The following is a 16105-nucleotide window of genomic DNA, read 5'->3' on the forward strand; positions in this document are numbered from 1 at the left end:
GCGCTTAAGCGGTGCGCCGTCTTCGCCAGTTGCACGGAGTCGGATATGAAGATAGTCGGTATTGATGCCGGAAACACCATGATCAAAGCGGTGCTGTTTGATCTTAGCGGTCGCGTATTGTCGGTGGCCGAGTGCGCGGGAGAAACCCATCGTCCGCAGGAAGGATACGCCGAACGACCGGTGGCGGATATCTGGCATGGCGTCAGCGATGCGGTGAGCCGTTGCCTGCAACAGGCGGGAACGCCAGCCAGCGATGTGATTGCGGTTGGTGCGGCCGGTCACGGTAACGGTTTGTATGCGCTGGATAAGCATCAGCAACCGCTGTTTGGTATTCAGTCTATCGATCATCGCGCTTGTGATACGGTGCACGCGCTGGAAATCAGCGGCGCGGATAAGCGCATCTACCCGATTTCGCTGCAAAAACCCTGGCCAGCGGCAACGCCGGTATTAATCCGCTGGATTAAGCAACATCAACCCGAACGCTGGGCACAAGTCGGCCATTTACTGCTGGCGAAAGACGTTATCGCCCATTTTCTCAGTGGCGCGATCAGCGCAGATTTCTCGGATGCCGCCGGAGCGGGTTTGATTGATTATCGTGCGCGCGGCTACAGCCGTGAATTGATGGCGCTGTACGGCATCGAAGAGGCGCTCGCCCTGCTGCCCGCACTGCGTGAATCCTGCGAGGTGGTTGGCCATGTCACACAACATGCTGCACAGCTCACCGGATTACCGGCGGGCATTCCGGTAGTTGCGGGCATCTTTGATGTAGTGGCCAGCGCCGTCGGTTCTGGCGTGGTGAACACCGGTGAAGCCTCGATTGTCGCCGGGACGTGGAGCATCAATCAGGTGGTAGTGGATAAACCCGATTATCTGCGCCCGGTATTTATGAACTCCATCATTGAGTCCGATCGTTATATGGCGATTGAGGCCAGCGCCACCTCGGCGGCGAATCTTGACTGGTTCCTGCGCGAATTTGACGACGGTCGCGGCGGTCTGGGTGCGGCGCGCAGCAGCGATAGCGTGGCGCACGTGCAACCCAATGCGCAGCTACCGCTCTATCACCCTTACCTCTATTCCGGACGCAAATCAGAACCTGCCAAAGCCGGGTTTTATGGCTTAGGCGGCTGGCATACGCGCGCCGATATGCTGTTCGCGCTGTTTGAAGGCGTGACCTTTGCCCATCGGGCGCATATCGATCGCCTGCGTGCGGCGGGCATTCCTTTTACACAAGCCATTTTGTCGGGCGGCGCGGCGCGCAGTTGCGTCTGGCCGCAGATGTTTGCTGACGTGTTAGACATACCGATTCGCGTTGCGGAGTGCAAAGAAACCGGCGCGCTCGGCGCAGCATTGTGTGCCGGTGTGGGCGTCGGCGCGTGGCGTAATCTCGCCGAGGCCGCGCAGCAGGCGGTGCAGATCAATCCCGGCGAGCTGCTGCCGCGAGCGGATCGCATTGCGTTTCATGATACGCGTTATCGGGTGTTTAAGAAGCTGGAGCTGGCGATGCGCGAGATGTGGCAGGAAGCCGGTTGATTTTACTGGCTTGATCGTACAAAAAATGACAACCTCTGCGCAGTGATGTACAATTGAACTATCAAAATGTTCAAATGAACATTACTCAGGAGGTTGTGATGACAACTGCATCCCCATTCAATCACGGCAACGCCGCACGCGTCTTCGATCCGACGCTGATTCAGCACGCTCAGCAATCTTTTATGGATCAAATGGGCTTGCCGCGTAATCCGCTGAAAGCACATCAGTTGATCACCGAAGGTCTGGACGTTGGCATCGTTGAACGCGCGGCCACGGTGCTAAAAGCAACACCATTGGATGTTGCCCAGATGGTCTCGATCGATCGCAATACCTATCGCCGCCGTGAGAAAGCTGGATCGCAACTCTCGGTGGAGCAAGGTGCGCGGGTGTATCAGGTGTTCGAAATTCTGGATGCCGTATTGCAATTATTTGCCGGTGACGTTGACGCTGCCATGCACTGGATGTATCAACCTGCGTTGGCACTGGACGATGCATTGCCAATGGAGATGCTGAGCACGCCTGCGGGCTGTGATGCGGTGTTAACGCTGATTGGTCGCCTGGAACACGGAGTGATTGTGTAATGACGCAACGGAAGGAACCGGATGCTCCCCATCGATTGTTTTATCGTTTAGTGAAAGAAGAGTATGCCAGCGAGGCGTTTAGCGGCGCTGGCGCTGAAAAATGGGGCGGACGCTGGAATCCGCCCGGTATTAAGACGGTTTACCTCAGTAGCTCAAAGGCGCTCGCCACGCTGGAACTGGTGGTGCATGCCGGTAAAGCGATGCTGGAGAAGAGCCGATTTGTGATTTTTACCCTGCCGATCCCTGAGAGCGAAATCATGGCGCTGGACAGCAGTAAGCTGCCCAGCGATTGGCAAAAGTATCAGCAGCAGGAAGAGACGCAGGCGATCGGCGCCGCGTTCCTCGATTTGCAAGGCGGCTTACCTTTGCTGTTGACGGTACCCAGCATTTTGACCGGCGAAGACAACGCCATCCTCAATCCCGACCATCCCGCCGCCGCCGCCCTCTTTGCACAAGCCACTTCAGCGCCCTTCACGCTTGATCGCCGGATTAAAGCGTGACGAGCGTTTTCGTAGGGTGCGCAGTCATACCGTCATGCGCACCTGGTCACCATAAATGACGACCCTACAAAGTCGGTTTCGCTAAAGCAAACGCCGCCGTTAAATCAACACGTTGCCAGAATGACTGATCCGCTGTATTGCCAGACAGCGGATAACCGTTTGGCAGCGCGCTTTTCACCATCAGGCTACGAATCTGCGCATCAGACAGCTGCGGCAACGCGGTTTTCAGCAGGATCTCCGCGCCCTGCGGAACTTTGACAGGCGTGTTCTGCACATTGGTTTTTGGCAGGTTGTAACTCATGGTGAAACGATAGAACTGCTTCATTGCTGGTGAACGATAAGGATCATCCTTGCCATCGCTGCGCGCACACTCGGCCAGCGACGTGCCGCACTCTTTCTCCAGCGCGGCACGCAGTTGATCGCGCGCTTCACTAAACAGCGCCTGATAGCGCGCATCGTTGAGATAGTTTGCCACGTTGCGTTGCGCCACCATGCGCGAACCCATCACATCCAGCGGGTAATGCACGCCCAATACTAAACGCGAATAACCGTAGCGCGCGCCGCGCGTTACCAAGGCTTCAAAACGTTCTGGCACCATTTCGGCCAGCAACAAGGCATCGGTGTAACCGGTGTTGGTATGGCCGCTCGGGAAAGAACCGCCGTCGGCGGTGTAACGCACGTTGTCTGTTACCACCACATCGTCTGGCACCAGATGAATACTGTTGCCCTCACGCAGGAACGGTCGCGGATAGTTAAAGTGTTTCTTGGCTGCGCTGGTGCTGACTTCACTGGCTTTGATCAACGCCGCCGCTTTGCCGATCTCACCTTTATCGTAAGCCGCGAGGAAGGCTTTGCCGAGACGCGGGCCGAGCGCATCAGAGAGGAAATAGAGATAGCTGATCGCTTCCGCATCGGCCAGTGCCTGATGACGCACATTTTGCGTGGCGTTCAGGTTGATATTGGTAACGGTGGCCTGGCTGGCATCAAGCACGCTGGCGGGCAACGCGCTAAAGCCGGACAGCAGCGCAATTCCGGCCTGCTGGTTCTCTTTAGTTTTGAAATCGTAGCCGCTGTTTTTCAGCCACTGTTTGTCAGCCTGTTTCGCGGTCTGTTTGGCTTTTTCCAGTTGCTCACGCGTCAGCGTGCTGCTGTCTCCTTGCAGCGCCCGACGTTCAGCCTGTAAAGATTGCTGCTCGAGATCGCTATAAGCGGAGGTGGAACCGGTGGAGGTTAAGCCTGCCAGCGCGGCCGCATCGGGCAGTGAAACCGCATGTGCCTGCTGTGCCAGCAGAAAAACCGTTGCAATCAGTGTGAAGCGGGTTTTCATTATTTTCCCCTGTTATCAAAATATTACCTTGCCGGGGAAACACGCTAGCACTCGGTTATGACAGATTTATTTCACTTAACGACACTGACTGGCACAGTTTTGTACGCAAATTTGTGCTAACGAGCCGCAGCCGCCGTTATTGTCGTTTTTGCACTGTGATTGCTGCACATAGCAGTTCTGCTGACAGGCTGAAACATCGCACTTGGCGGCAATCGGCGTCAGTTGGACCACCGGCGCTTTTCGTTCCGGCTGCCATTGGGGTTGTGCCAGCACGCTAATGCTGAACAGCAAGGCTAATGCCATTATCCATTTCATGATTGAGTCCTCGCGGGAAGGGTGTAAAGAGTATGGCTGCTGCGGCGCCAATTACCATGCTGAAACAATCGATTCAACCTTTGTCACAAATTGCCCTTCTACAGTGCATAGATGTGCGCCACTGTAGTGCAGAACAGCAAAGCCAGATGCTGCTGTGCCAATGTAAAATCAAAGAGATAACCGCAAGTCGGCTTCCACGCGAATCTGGTACAAAAGTTGCAGTCCCTTATGCATAGCAAAGGAGACGGATATGAAAGCAATTGTGATTGGCGCGGGCATTGGCGGTATGAGTGCTGCGATTGCGCTGGAGAAAGCGGGTTTTGACACGGCGGTGTTTGAAGCAGTGAAAGAGATGAAGCCGGTGGGTGCGGCGATCTCCATCTGGCCCAACGGCGTAAAATGCCTCAACGCGTTGGGTATGAAAGAGCCGCTGCGCGCGCTGGGTGGCAACATGGCGTTTATGGCCTACAACGATGCGCACAGCGGCAGCACACTCACCCGCTTCAGCATGGAACCGCTGGTGCAACAGGTGGGTGAATATCCTTATCCAGTGGCGCGCGCCGAATTGCAGGCGATGCTCATCGATACCTACGGACGTTCGCGCATTAGCTTTGGCAAACGCGTCACGCAGGTTGAACAAACTGAGCACGGCGTCACCGCCTGGTTTGATGACGGTAGCCAGGCCGAAGGTGATTTCCTGATCGCCGCCGATGGCACGCACTCGGTGATCCGCCACTATGTACTGGGCGAAAGCATCGAACGTCGTTACGCCGGTTACGTCAACTGGAACGGCCTGGTGACGATTGATGAGGCTATTGCGCCCGCCGATCAATGGACCACTTTTGTTGGCGAAGGCAAACGCGTGTCGCTGATGCCGGTCAGCGATAACCGCTTCTACTTCTTCTTTGATGTCCCATTGCCAAAAGGCTTGTCGGAGGATCGCGCCACGCTGAAAAGTGACCTTAAAGGCTACTTCAGCGGCTGGGCCGAACCGGTGCAGCGCCTGATAGAACGTCTTAACCCGGAAACCACCAATCGCGTGGAAATCCACGATATCGAACCCTTTAGCCGTTTTGTTAAAGGTCGCGTGGCGTTGCTGGGCGATGCCGCGCACAGCACTACGCCGGATATCGGGCAAGGCGGTTGTGCGGCGATGGAAGATGCAGTGGTGCTGGCGCAGACGCTGGCGTCACACTCTTTGGGGATTGAGGATGCGCTGTTGCGCTATGAAAGCCGTCGCGTGGAGCGCACCAAAGATTTGGTGTTGAAGGCCCGTAAGCGCTGTGATGTTACCCATGCGAAAGATGCGGAAGTGACGGCGGCATGGTATGCGGATTTGAAAAATGAAACCGGCGAGCGAGTGCTGGCCGGTATGTGCGATACGATTGAAGGCGGTCCGTTCGGTTGAACCAGGTCGCCATCAATGGCGACCCTACGACTCTAATCCACGGTTTTTCAGCATTGGGCCGATTTCCGGCTCTTTGCCGCGCCACGCCAGCCACAGATGCTGCAAATCGGTGCTGTTTCCGCGAGACAGAATATGCTCGCGGAACTGCTGACCGTTTTCTCGCGTTAATCCCCCGCGTTCGACAAAGGCTTGATAGCCGTCATCGGCCAGCATCTGCGTCCAGATATAGGCGTAATAGCCAGCTGCATAACCGCCGCCCCAGATATGACGGAAATAGCTGGAGCGATAGCGTGGTGGAACCGCCGCCAGCGCAATGTTTTCGGCCGCTAATGCCTGTAATTCAAAGTGGCTGACGTCCTGCGGATTGTCGTGCGTGGTCAGTGAATGCCACTGCAAATCCAGCAGCGCGGCGGCGAGCAGCTCGGTCATGTCGTAGCCTTTGTTGAACTTCGCGGCACGCACCATCTTGTCGCGCAGCTCGGCCGGCATCGCCTCACCGGTTTTGTAGTGGCGCGCATAGTTGGCAAACACCGCTTCGTTGCTGGCCCAATGCTCATTAATCTGCGACGGGAATTCGACAAAATCACGTGGAGTGGCGGTGCCCGATAAGCTCGGATAGCGTTGCGACGCGAACAAGCCGTGCAGCGCATGACCAAATTCATGGAACAGCGTGATCACCTCATCCCAGCTCAGCAGCGCCGGCTGACCTGCCTGCGGCTTGGTGTAGTTGCACACGTTGTAGATCACCGGTTTGGTGCCAAGCAGCGTGGTTTGGTCGACGAAATTACTCATCCACGCGCCGCCGCTTTTGTTATCACGTTTGAAGAAGTCGGTGTAGAACAGCGCCAGCGGCGTGTCGTCGGCATCGAAAATCTCGTAAACGTTGACGTCGGGATGATAAACCGGCAGATCGTGGCGTTGGCTAAAGCGGATGCCAAACAATTGGCTGGCCGACCAGAACACGCCCTTCTCCAACACATTATTGAGTTCAAAGTACGGGCGAATTTGGCTCTCATCCAGCGCGTATTGGGCTTTGCGCACCTGCTCAGCGTAGAAATTCCAGTCCCAGACGCGCAGTGGGAAACTGTGATGCGAGGCTTCAATCGCCTGCTGGATATCGGCGGCTTCGCGTTCCGCGCGGGCCCGCGCGGCAGGTACGATATTGCGCATAAAGGCAAAAGCCGCTTCCGGCGTTTTCGCCATCTGATCCTGCATGCTCCATTCGGCATAGGTTTTGAAGCCCAGCAGACTCGCCTGCTGGGCGCGCAGTTGCGCCATACGTAACACGATGTCGCGCGTGTCGTTATCATCGCCCTGCTCGCTGCGCGTTAGCGCCTGCTGGAACAGCGCTTCACGCGTGGCGCGCACTTCAAGGGCTTGCAGCGCCGGTTGCTGCGTGGTGTTTTGCAGCGCAATCAGCCACTCGCCGTGCAAACCACGCGCTTCGGCCGCCGCTTTGGCGTGCGCCAGCTCTTCCTCGCTTAATCCGGCCAAGGCCGCCACATTGCTCACCACATAAGCACCGGCTTTGGTGGCTGCCAGCAACTTGTTGCCGAAACGGGTGCTGAGGCTTGCTAATTCCTGATTGCAGGCACGCAGCTGGGTTTTATCCGCGTCGTTCAGGCTGGCGCCTGCCAATTGGAAATGCTGCCAGGTGACTTCCGCCAGACGCATCGCTTCAGCATCCGGACACTGCGATCCGCGATGCTGGTAAACCGCATCAAGGCGAGCGAACAGCTGGCTGTTCAGGCAGATTTCATCATTGAGCGCGGTCAGCTGCGGGGTAATCAGTTCATCGATTTCCTGCAGGCGATCGCTGGTGTTGGCAGAGGTCATGGCGCCGAACACCAGATTGACGCGCTTCAGCAACTGGCCGCTGCGCTCCAGCGCCTCAAAGGTGTTGGCAAAGGTTGGTGCTTCAGGATTGCTGGCGATCGCCGCCACTTCGCGCCGTTTCTCTTCAATGCCCGCTTCCAGCGCCGGCAGAAAATCCTCTTCCTGAATCTGGTCAAATGGCGGGGTTTGATACGGCAAGGTGCTGGCGGTGAAAAACGGATTAGCTCGTGAATTCATTATCGCTCCTGATAATCAGCAACGCCGCACGGTGGCGGCGGGATGGTTCTATCCTGGCAGTTTCCTCGTCACTCAACAACTTATCGCCTGCTGTTGATAGACGCTGATGATTTCCCCCGCCACCGCCACGGCAATTTCCGCCGGTAACTTGCCCTTCACATCCGCTAAACCAATCGGGCAACGCAAACGCGCAAGGGAATCTGCCGTAATGCCTTTGCCCTCTAAGCGATAACGAAAACGCTGGGCTTTGGTGGCAGAACCAATCACACCGGCATAGCGAAAATCGCCGCGCCGTAAGATCGCTTCACTGAGCGCCAGATCAAGCGGATGATCGTGCGTCATCACCACAAAGTAGCTGTCGGGCGCGGCTTCTTGCACACAGTCGATCGGATCTTCAACCTGGCGCACCGTCACGCCAGGCGGCACGGCGCGAAACTGTGCGGCGCGGCTATCAATCCACGTAATGTGGCACGGCAAGGTGGCGAGCAGATTCACCAGCGCCTGGCCGACGTGGCCTGCGCCGTATACCTGGATTTCCGGCTGCTGCTGCATCAGCGGTTCAAACAGCAAAGTGGCGTGACCGCCACAGCATTGGCCGAGGCGCGCAGCCAGCGCAAACTCTTCACTGCGCGGTTGAGTGCAGCGCTGCTGCAGCATCTCGCGTGCCTGCGCAATGCATTGATACTCAAGATGCCCGCCGCCAATGGTGAGAAAGGTGTCATTGGCGCTGACCACCATTTTGCTGCCGCGATCGCGCGGCACGGAGCCCCGCTCGCTCAGCACGGTGATCAACACGCAGCTTTCACGTTTTTCCCGCAGGCTGTGTAACACGCTGATCCAGTCATGATAAATCATGGTCCGCTCCTGATAAGCGCTGAATCCCCCAGAACACCCGCTCCGGCGTGGCGGGCGCGTCCAGCTGTGGGTGGCGACGATAGTTATCGACGCTGGCAACCGCATCCTGCAACGCGCACCACACAGCGATGCCCAACATAAACGGCGGTTCGCCGACGGCTTTGGAGTGAAACACCGTGTCCTGCGGGTTTTTGCGGTTCTCTACCAGCGTGACGCGCAAATCACTCGGTACATCGCTGATCGCCGGGATTTTGTAACTGGCCGGGCCATCGGTGAGCAATTTGCCCTTGTCGTTCCACACCAGCTCTTCGCAGGTGAGCCAGCCCATGCCCTGCACAAAACCGCCCTCAACCTGGCCGATATCAATCGCCGGATTCAGCGATGCGCCCACGTCATGCAAAATGTCGGCGCGCAGCAAACGGTATTCACCGGTCAGCGTATCCACCAGCACTTCACAGCAGGCCGCGCCGTAGGAGAAGTAATAGAACGGTTTACCGCGTCCGGCAGCGCGATCGTAATGAATGCCTGGCACTTTGTAGAAACCGGTGGCAGAAAGTGGCACCTGATTAAGCCAGGCTTGCTGCGCAACCTGAGCGAAGGTGAAGTGTTTCTCGCCGACGCGCACAATGCCGTTGCTGAAATGCACCGCTTCTGCCGCGCATTGATGTTGCTGACACAGCATCTCGGTTAAGCGATCGCGCAGGATTTGCGCCGCATTCTGCGCCGCTTTGCCGTTAAGATCGGCCCCGCTGGACGCCGCAGTTGGCGAGGTGTTGGGCACTTTGCCGGTATCGGTGGCAGTCACCTGAATCTGGCTGATATCAATCTGCAGCACTTCCGCCACAATCTGCGCCACTTTGGTGTTTAAGCCCTGACCCATTTCGGTACCGCCGTGATTGAGTTGCACCGTGCCATCGGTATAAATCAAAATCAGCGCACCGGCCTGATTGAGGAAGCTGGAGGTAAATGAGATGCCGAATTTTACCGGCGTCAGCGCCAGTCCGCGTTTCATAAAACGGTTGCTGGCGTTAAACGCGCTGATTTCACGACGCCGCGCGGCGTAATCGCTGCTGGTTTCTAGCTGCGCGGTCATCTCATCCAGCAGATTGTCTTCCACCTGCTGATGGTAATGGGTGATGTTGCGATCGGTTTTGCCGTAATAATTGCGTTTGCGCAGTTCGAGCGGATCTAATCCGAGCTCGCGTGCGACGTGATCCATGATCTGCTCAATCGCCACCATGCCTTGCGGTCCGCCGAAGCCACGATAGGCGGTGTTCGAAGCGGTATGCGTGCGGCAGCGATAGCCGGTAATCAACGCATCGCCGAGGTAATAGGCGTTATCTGCGTGGAACATCGCGCGATCGACTATCGATCCGCTGAGATCAAGCGAATAACCGCAGTTGCCGGCCAGATCGATCTTCACGCCACAGAAACGACTATCGTCATCGACGCCAACATCGTAGCGGACAAAAAACGGATGGCGTTTGCCGGTGATCTGCATGTCGTCGCGGCGCGCCAGGCGCATTTTCACCGGTTTACGCAGCTGACGCGCGGCAATGGCACACAAACACGCCACGCCCGCCGCCTGGGTCTCTTTGCCGCCAAAGCCGCCGCCCATGCGCCGCATATCAATGGTGACTTTGTTCATGGTGATGCCCATCACTTCCGCCACCAGCTTCTGCACTTCGGTGGGGTTTTGCGTCGAGGAGAACACCTGCAATGTGTCATCTTCGCCGGGGATCACCAGCGCCGTTTGGGTTTCCAGATAGAAATGTTCCTGACCGCCGATGTGAAATTCACCCTGAATACGGCGCGACGCGCGTGCCAACGCGGCTTCGGCATCACCGCGTTGGTGAATGTGCGGCTGCTGCACAAAGAAGCGCTGTTCCAGCGCTTCACGCACGTCGAGCACCGCGGGCAGCGCTTCATACTCAACAATTGCCGCTGCGGCACCGGCACGCGCCGCTTCCGGAGATTCAGCCGCCACGGCTATCACGATCTGACCGAAATATTCGATTTTGTCCTGCGCCAGCAGCGGATCACCGGGTTCCAGCGGACCCACATCATTGAGGCCCGGCACATCGCGCCACGTCAGTACGCTGACCACGCCAGGCACCGCGTAACACGGCTGCACATCCAGTTTGGTGATGCGCGCATGCGCATGCTCGCTCAGTCGCGGACAGAGATGCAGCAATCCCGGCAGATCGGGCTTGTCGTCGATATACAGCGCTTCACCGGAGACATGTTTGTCGGCACTTTCATGTTTGTTGCTGCGCCCCACGCCGGTTTGCATGCCGGTGGCGAACTGGGTTTTCAGCAGCGTTTCGTTCAGTTCCGGACGGTTATGAGACATAGCGCGACACCTCGGTAATGGTCAGCTCGCCAGACGCTTGTGCGTAATAGCGGCGCAACAGATTGCGCGCCACCTGCAGGCGATAGTCGGCGCTGGCGCGAAAGTCGCTCAGCGGCTGAAAATCCTCGCTCAATGCGGCGCAGGCTTTTTCGATGGCGCTGAGATTCAGCGGCTGGCCCAGCAATTGTGCTTCAGCCGCCAGCGCGCGTTTAGGCGTAGCGGCCATGCCACCAAAAGCCAGTCGCGCTTCCACAATCACACCTTCCTCGACTTGCAGATTGATGGCGGCAAATACGGCGGAAATATCATCATCCAGCCGTTTCGCCACCTTCCACGCTGTAAAGTTGGGTGACACCGTCACTTTAGGAATGGTGATGCTGCGAATGAATTCCCCCGGCAGCAAGACCGTTTGGCGATAGGCAGTAAAGAATTGATCGAGCGGGACTTCTCGCTGCTTATCGCCCTGCTGCAAAACCAGACGCGCATTCAGTGCCAGCAGCATCGGCGCGCAATCACCAATCGGCGATGCGTTGCCAATGTTGCCGCCGAGCGTGCCTTGATTACGAATTTGCAACGATGCAAAACGCTCCAGTATGCTGCTAAACGCCGGAATGTACTGCGCTAAAAACTGATAGCAATGATGCAATGAGGCGGCAGCGCCAAGATAAAGATGTGTTTCATCTTCGTGGCAGACCTTCAACTCATCAACCTGCTCCAGCGCAATCAGCAGCGGCAGGCGCTTATATTGCTGGGTGATTTGCAGCGTCAGATCGGTGCCACCGGCCACCAAACGGGCATCGGGATATTGCTGATAAAGATCGGCGAGCTGCGCGAGCGTTTTTGGCAGATAGCAGCGGCTGCCTGCGGCTTCAATAATCTGGACTTCTGTGTTGCTGAGCGCCTGTAAACGCTGCACTAGCGCGGGTGCATTGGCGCTGAAGGCATCCGCATCAGGTTGTTCGCATGCCTGCTGCGCCGCATCCATGATCGGACGATAGCCGGTACAGCGACACAAATTGCCCGCCAGCGCCTGTTCTGCCTGATGACGATCCCAACCTGCGCTGTTTTTCTGCAGGGTAAACAGCGACATCACGAAACCCGGCGTGCAGTAACCGCATTGCGACCCGTGGCAATCCACCATCGCTTGCTGCACGCTGTGCAGTTCGCGGCCCTGCTTGAGATCTTCCACCGTAATCAGCTGCTTGCCTTGCAGGCTGCTTACCAGCGTCAAACAGCTGTTGACCGCCTGATACTGCATCTTGCCATCCACCACTTTACCGAGCGTGACGGTGCAGGCACCGCAGTCGCCCGAGGCACAACCCTCTTTGGTGCCGCGACGCTGCTGCTGGCCGCGCAGGTAGTTGAGCACGGTGAGATTGGGATCGATCTCGCGTTCGGTAATTAAACGATCGTTAAGTAAGAACTGGATCATGCGATTTGCTCCTCACTTTCGCGCTGCCAAACCGGCTTGCCGCTCACCCAGGTTTGCGCAATGTTGCGGTCGTCGCCGAGTGTCATCATCACAAAAAGCCGCTCCCAGATATCTTTGCTATTAGCGTTACGCAGCTTCTGCAGCGGCGATATGGCCGGATCGAGCACCACAAAATCGGCCTCTTTGCCGGGATTGAAGTTGCCGATAACGTCATCGAGGTCGAGTGCGTGTGCGCCGCCCAAGGTGGCGTGATAGAACGCTTCGCAGGCGCTGAGTTTGTACTGCTGTAGCTGGCCGACTTTGTAGGCTTCGCCCAGCGTTTGCAGCAGATTAAAGGTGGTGCCAGCCCCCACGTCGGTGCCAATGCCCATGCGCACGCCCTGCTGCCAGCAGCGTTTGATGTTGAATAAGCCGCTGCCGAGGAACAGGTTTGACGTTGGACAAAAGGCGATCGATGAATCGGTGTCATGCAGGCATTGCCACTCTTGATCTTCCAGATGCAAACAGTGCGCAAACACGCTGCGTTTGCCGGTGAGTTGGTGGTGATGATAGACATCGAGATAGCCCGCCCGCTCCGGGAATAACGCTTTCACCCAGGCGATCTCCTGCTGGTTTTCACTTAAGTGCGTGTGCATCCAGACATCAGGGAACTCCTCACGCAGTTGGCGCACTTTTTCCAGCAGTTCGGGCGACGAGGTCGGCGCAAAGCGCGGCGTTAGCGCATAGCTCAGGCGACCGCGCTGATGCCAGCGCTCAATCAGTTCACGCGTGTGCTTATAGCTCTCTTCCGGCGTTTCGGTCAGGTATTCCGGTGCGTTGCGATCCATCATCACTTTGCCGGCAATCAGCCGCATATCCAGCTGCTGTGCGGCGCTGAACAGGGAATCAACCGACTGCTTATGCACGGTGCCGAATACCAGCGCGGTGGTGGTACCGTTCGACAACAGCTGATGCAGGAAAAACGCCGACATTTTTGCCGCGTGATCGGGACAGTGATATTGGCTCTCCACCGGGAAAGTGTATTGGTTGAGCCACTCCAGCAGCTGTTCGCCAAAGGCGCCGATCATCTCGGTTTGCGGGTAATGGATATGGGTATCGATAAAACCGGGCACGATCAGTTTGCCGCGCAGATCGGTGACGCGCGTGTGATCGACGCGCCCTTCCGCAATTTGCCAGCTTTCAAGGCTGACCACTTTGCCGTCACGCAGCGTTAATAAGCCATCTTCGAGATAGCGCGCATTGGCAGCGATGTCGTCTGGCTGCGCGGCCAGAGCGGTGAAATCAAAGAAGCTGGCGCGCAGCAGCGTTTCGGGTGCGTAAGGCATAATGGTTCCTTGGTGCTTTTTTATTAATGCAGGTGATTGCCTTAAAGATAGTTTGCAAAGCGCATGCCAATGCAAAGAACAAAAAATACTGTTTACTTTCAATATTATAGGTTGTTTTGACGTGTTTTTATGTCAAGCTTGCCTGGCAAACGTATGCGCAACCGGTTGCCTGTGTTCGCAAACGGTTGCGATTTAACATTGCGCTAAGTTTTACCTGACATGGCGATTTGATCGCCCGCAAACGTGCGCCTTTGTGGTGCGCTGATGCACTCGCGATGTGCAGGAAAAATCCTGCAACACGCTGCCTTTGGTTTTCATGAGCATGGGTTCGAGGTTAATGCTAAGGTGTGGCTGATAACCTGAAATCGTTTAAGGAACAGTGAGATGATTATTTTTGTTACTGGCGCAACCGCTGGTTTTGGTCAAAGTATCACCCGCCGCTTCATTGCTACAGGTCATAAAGTGATCGCCAGCGGACGTCGCGCTGAGCGCTTAAAAGAGTTGAAAGATGAGCTGGGCGATAATCTGTATACCGTTCAGCTGGACGTGCGTAATCGCGCCGCCATCGATGAAGCGATTGCCTCGCTGCCCGCTGAATGGCGCAATATTGATGTGCTGGTGAACAATGCTGGCCTGGCGCTGGGTGTGGAACCGGCGCACAAAGCCAATATCGAAGACTGGGAAAATATGATCGACACCAACAACAAAGGGTTGGTGTACATGACGCGCGCGGTGCTGCCTGCCATGGTGGAGCGCAACGTCGGTCATATCGTGAATATCGGTTCGATTGCGGGCAGCTGGCCTTATCTGGGTGGCAACGTGTATGGCGCGACCAAAGCGTTCGTGCGCCAGTTCAGCCTGAATCTGCGTACCGACCTGCACGGCACCGCGCTGCGCGTGACCGATATCGAGCCAGGTTTGGTGGGCGGCACCGAGTTCTCCAACGTGCGCTTCAAGGGCGATGATGATAAAGCGGGCCAGGTTTACGAAGGCACCACCGCGTTAACAGCGGAAGATGTGACCGAAGCGGTCTATTGGGTGACGACGCTGCCTAAGCACGTCAACATCAATACGCTGGAGATTATGCCGGTGACGCAAACCACTGCAGGATTGAAAGTGCATAAAGGTTAATCGCGGTTATACGCTGTTTGATCGAGATACCCGGGGCGACCATCCCGTGAGGCGCTCCGGCGGCTTTCGCCGCTACGACCTCATCGGGATGTTTCCCCTAATATCCAATGCCTGTGTTGCCGGTTATTACACCCGGCCCCACCCTGTCACGATAATCAACATGCCGCTAAAGGCGACCAGCGCACCGACCCAATCCCATGTACTGAGTTTTACGCCATCCACCACGCGCAGCCAGATCAGCGCGGTTAACACGTATACGCCGCCATAGGCTGCATAGACGCGCCCGCTCGCGGCGGGATGCAGCGTCAACAACCAAACAAACAGCGCCAGACTTGCTGCGGCGGGCACCAGCAGCCAGGCCGTCATGCCCTTCTTCAACCATAGCCACGGCAGGAAACAGCCAACAATTTCCGCTATCGCAGTGATAAAAAACAGCAAGGCGGTTTTTACCAGCATAGAAAATCTCTCACTAAGCTAAACAAAGCGCTCACCGCTGGTGAGCAAAGAAGCAGCGATGATATACTAGCGCCCATGGTTGTTACAGCCGCGATCCCGGCTGTGCTGGTGTTAACTGAAGGAAATGACGATGAAAAAACTGTTATCCGCCCTGTTGGCGACCGTGGTGACGTCGAGCCTGTTAATGGCTGCGCCAATTGCGTTTGCCAAAACCGATCGCCTGATCATTGAAGATGGCAGCAGCGCCTCCAGCAATGAAGCCGCGCGCCAGAGCAAAGAGCAGTGGAACGATACTAAAAATCTGCGTAACAAGGTCAATACCCGCGTTGAGAAAGAGTTTGATAAAGCGGACAAAGCCTTTGATACCCGCGACTCCTGCGAAAAGAGCTACAACGTTAACGCCTATTGGGAACCGAATACGCTGCGCTGCCTCGACCGCCGCACCGGACGTCCAATTGCACCTTAATCGTTTATCACTGCTATAGTTTTGACAGGATTTCTGACCAAAGGAGTGAATGATGAAAAAACGTAATGCAGTTCTGCTGATGGCGATGTTGTCGCTGCCGGTATTGGCGCAGGCGTCTTGTGAAAGCGTCAAAGCGGACATCAGCAAAAAAATCATTAACAACGGCGTCGCCGAATCGGACTTCACGCTGGATATCGTGGCCAATGATCAAGCCGATCAGGTCGGCGGCCAGGTTGTGGGTCATTGTGAGAACGACACACAGAAAATCGTCTACAAGAAAAATGGCCGTGATGGTGACAGCACCGTGCCAGACAGCGCGGGCAGCTCTCAGGATACGCCAGCGCAGTAAACTT

Annotated in this window: 15 protein-coding genes; 7 read left to right on the top strand and 8 right to left on the bottom strand. The window is 56.4% G+C overall.

The features are described from left to right. Positions 1-45 precede the first annotated feature (45 nt). From AC6I8A_RS09835 to AC6I8A_RS09845, 3 genes are all read left to right on the top strand, one after another. Complete coding sequence (locus tag AC6I8A_RS09835) at positions 46-1530, top strand: FGGY-family carbohydrate kinase (protein ID WP_497818401.1); 1485 nt, start codon at positions 46-48, stop codon at positions 1528-1530. Between the two features lie 98 nt (positions 1531-1628). Beyond that, positions 1629-2111 carry an Xre family toxin-antitoxin system antitoxin gene (locus AC6I8A_RS09840; protein WP_154193487.1) on the top strand — a complete coding sequence of 161 codons (483 nt, stop codon included), beginning with the start codon at positions 1629-1631 and terminating at the stop codon, positions 2109-2111. Further along, positions 2111-2611 carry an RES family NAD+ phosphorylase gene (locus AC6I8A_RS09845; protein ID WP_256696477.1) on the top strand — a complete coding sequence of 167 codons (501 nt, stop codon included), beginning with the start codon at positions 2111-2113 and terminating at the stop codon, positions 2609-2611. Before AC6I8A_RS09840 ends, AC6I8A_RS09845 begins: the two co-directional genes overlap by 1 nt. Before the next feature lie 64 nt (positions 2612-2675). Here the strand turns inward: AC6I8A_RS09845 and AC6I8A_RS09850 are convergent, their stop codons facing one another. Next, positions 2676-3938 carry an acid phosphatase gene (locus AC6I8A_RS09850; RefSeq protein ID WP_497818402.1) on the bottom strand — a complete coding sequence of 421 codons (1263 nt, stop codon included), beginning with the start codon at positions 3936-3938 and terminating at the stop codon, positions 2676-2678. 75 nt (positions 3939-4013) lie between these two features. Beyond that, the gene (locus AC6I8A_RS09855) at positions 4014-4253 is read right to left on the bottom strand and encodes a hypothetical protein (RefSeq protein ID WP_008104180.1); all 240 of its coding nucleotides are present in this window, start codon (positions 4251-4253) and stop codon (positions 4014-4016) included. A 250-nt stretch (positions 4254-4503) separates the two neighbouring features. Between AC6I8A_RS09855 and hpxO the strand changes: the two genes are divergently transcribed. Beyond that, positions 4504-5661, top strand: coding sequence for an FAD-dependent urate hydroxylase HpxO (gene hpxO, locus AC6I8A_RS09860; RefSeq protein WP_479487061.1), 1158 nt, complete (start codon positions 4504-4506; stop codon positions 5659-5661). Positions 5662-5685: 24 nt separating this feature from the next. Here hpxO and dcp read toward each other — a convergent pair whose 3' ends face one another. The 5 genes from dcp to guaD all read right to left on the bottom strand — a co-directional run bounded on the left by dcp (position 5686) and on the right by guaD (position 13699). Continuing rightward, positions 5686-7734, bottom strand: coding sequence for a peptidyl-dipeptidase Dcp (gene dcp, locus AC6I8A_RS09865; protein WP_265298227.1), 2049 nt, complete (start codon positions 7732-7734; stop codon positions 5686-5688). 72 nt (positions 7735-7806) lie between these two features. Further along, positions 7807-8589, bottom strand: a complete 783-nt coding sequence (gene xdhC, locus AC6I8A_RS09870) for a xanthine dehydrogenase accessory protein XdhC (RefSeq protein WP_265298225.1) — start codon at positions 8587-8589, stop codon at positions 7807-7809. Further along, on the bottom strand, positions 8576-10942 hold the full coding sequence (gene xdhB / locus AC6I8A_RS09875) for a xanthine dehydrogenase molybdopterin binding subunit (RefSeq protein WP_497818403.1): 2367 nt from the start codon (positions 10940-10942) through the stop codon (positions 8576-8578). Before xdhB ends, xdhC begins: the two co-directional genes overlap by 14 nt. Beyond that, positions 10932-12374 carry a xanthine dehydrogenase small subunit gene (gene xdhA / locus AC6I8A_RS09880; RefSeq protein WP_497818404.1) on the bottom strand — a complete coding sequence of 481 codons (1443 nt, stop codon included), beginning with the start codon at positions 12372-12374 and terminating at the stop codon, positions 10932-10934. Before xdhA ends, xdhB begins: the two co-directional genes overlap by 11 nt. Beyond that, positions 12371-13699, bottom strand: a complete 1329-nt coding sequence (guaD, locus tag AC6I8A_RS09885; RefSeq protein WP_497818405.1) for a guanine deaminase — start codon at positions 13697-13699, stop codon at positions 12371-12373. Before guaD ends, xdhA begins: the two co-directional genes overlap by 4 nt. 384 nt (positions 13700-14083) lie before the next feature. On the opposite strand from guaD, the gene ydfG reads away from it, so the two are divergent. Then, positions 14084-14830 (top strand): bifunctional NADP-dependent 3-hydroxy acid dehydrogenase/3-hydroxypropionate dehydrogenase YdfG, encoded by a 747-nt coding sequence (ydfG, locus tag AC6I8A_RS09890; RefSeq protein WP_101764358.1) that lies wholly within the window; start codon positions 14084-14086, stop codon positions 14828-14830. 126 nt (positions 14831-14956) lie between these two features. Here the strand turns inward: ydfG and AC6I8A_RS09895 are convergent, their stop codons facing one another. Continuing rightward, on the bottom strand, positions 14957-15283 hold the full coding sequence (locus tag AC6I8A_RS09895) for a YnfA family protein (protein WP_256698409.1): 327 nt from the start codon (positions 15281-15283) through the stop codon (positions 14957-14959). Positions 15284-15416: 133 nt separating this feature from the next. Between AC6I8A_RS09895 and AC6I8A_RS09900 the strand changes: the two genes are divergently transcribed. Next, a complete protein-coding gene (locus AC6I8A_RS09900; protein ID WP_497818406.1) occupies positions 15417-15752 on the top strand; it encodes a DUF1283 family protein in 336 nt (111 codons plus the stop codon). Between the two features lie 52 nt (positions 15753-15804). Beyond that, complete coding sequence (locus tag AC6I8A_RS09905; RefSeq protein WP_110866185.1) at positions 15805-16101, top strand: DUF1161 domain-containing protein; 297 nt, start codon at positions 15805-15807, stop codon at positions 16099-16101. Positions 16102-16105: the final 4 nt, after the last annotated feature.

This window comes from Pantoea sp. X-Soil-ISGK-275 (assembly GCF_059730795.1).

Excerpts from the sequence above, each read along its gene's own strand:
- AC6I8A_RS09835 (WP_497818401.1), top strand. The coding sequence starts at position 46 with ATGAAGATAGTCGGTATTGATGCCGGAAACACCATGATCAAAGCGGTG.
- AC6I8A_RS09840 (WP_154193487.1), top strand. The coding sequence starts at position 1,629 with ATGACAACTGCATCCCCATTCAATCACGGCAACGCCGCACGCGTCTTC.
- AC6I8A_RS09845 (WP_256696477.1), top strand. The coding sequence starts at position 2,111 with ATGACGCAACGGAAGGAACCGGATGCTCCCCATCGATTGTTTTATCGT.
- AC6I8A_RS09850 (WP_497818402.1), bottom strand. The coding sequence starts at position 3,938 with ATGAAAACCCGCTTCACACTGATTGCAACGGTTTTTCTGCTGGCACAG.
- AC6I8A_RS09855 (WP_008104180.1), bottom strand. The coding sequence starts at position 4,253 with ATGAAATGGATAATGGCATTAGCCTTGCTGTTCAGCATTAGCGTGCTG.
- hpxO (WP_479487061.1), top strand. The coding sequence starts at position 4,504 with ATGAAAGCAATTGTGATTGGCGCGGGCATTGGCGGTATGAGTGCTGCG.
- dcp (WP_265298227.1), bottom strand. The coding sequence starts at position 7,734 with ATGAATTCACGAGCTAATCCGTTTTTCACCGCCAGCACCTTGCCGTAT.
- xdhC (WP_265298225.1), bottom strand. The coding sequence starts at position 8,589 with ATGATTTATCATGACTGGATCAGCGTGTTACACAGCCTGCGGGAAAAA.
- xdhB (WP_497818403.1), bottom strand. The coding sequence starts at position 10,942 with ATGTCTCATAACCGTCCGGAACTGAACGAAACGCTGCTGAAAACCCAG.
- xdhA (WP_497818404.1), bottom strand. The coding sequence starts at position 12,374 with ATGATCCAGTTCTTACTTAACGATCGTTTAATTACCGAACGCGAGATC.
- guaD (WP_497818405.1), bottom strand. The coding sequence starts at position 13,699 with ATGCCTTACGCACCCGAAACGCTGCTGCGCGCCAGCTTCTTTGATTTC.
- ydfG (WP_101764358.1), top strand. The coding sequence starts at position 14,084 with ATGATTATTTTTGTTACTGGCGCAACCGCTGGTTTTGGTCAAAGTATC.
- AC6I8A_RS09900 (WP_497818406.1), top strand. The coding sequence starts at position 15,417 with ATGAAAAAACTGTTATCCGCCCTGTTGGCGACCGTGGTGACGTCGAGC.
- AC6I8A_RS09905 (WP_110866185.1), top strand. The coding sequence starts at position 15,805 with ATGAAAAAACGTAATGCAGTTCTGCTGATGGCGATGTTGTCGCTGCCG.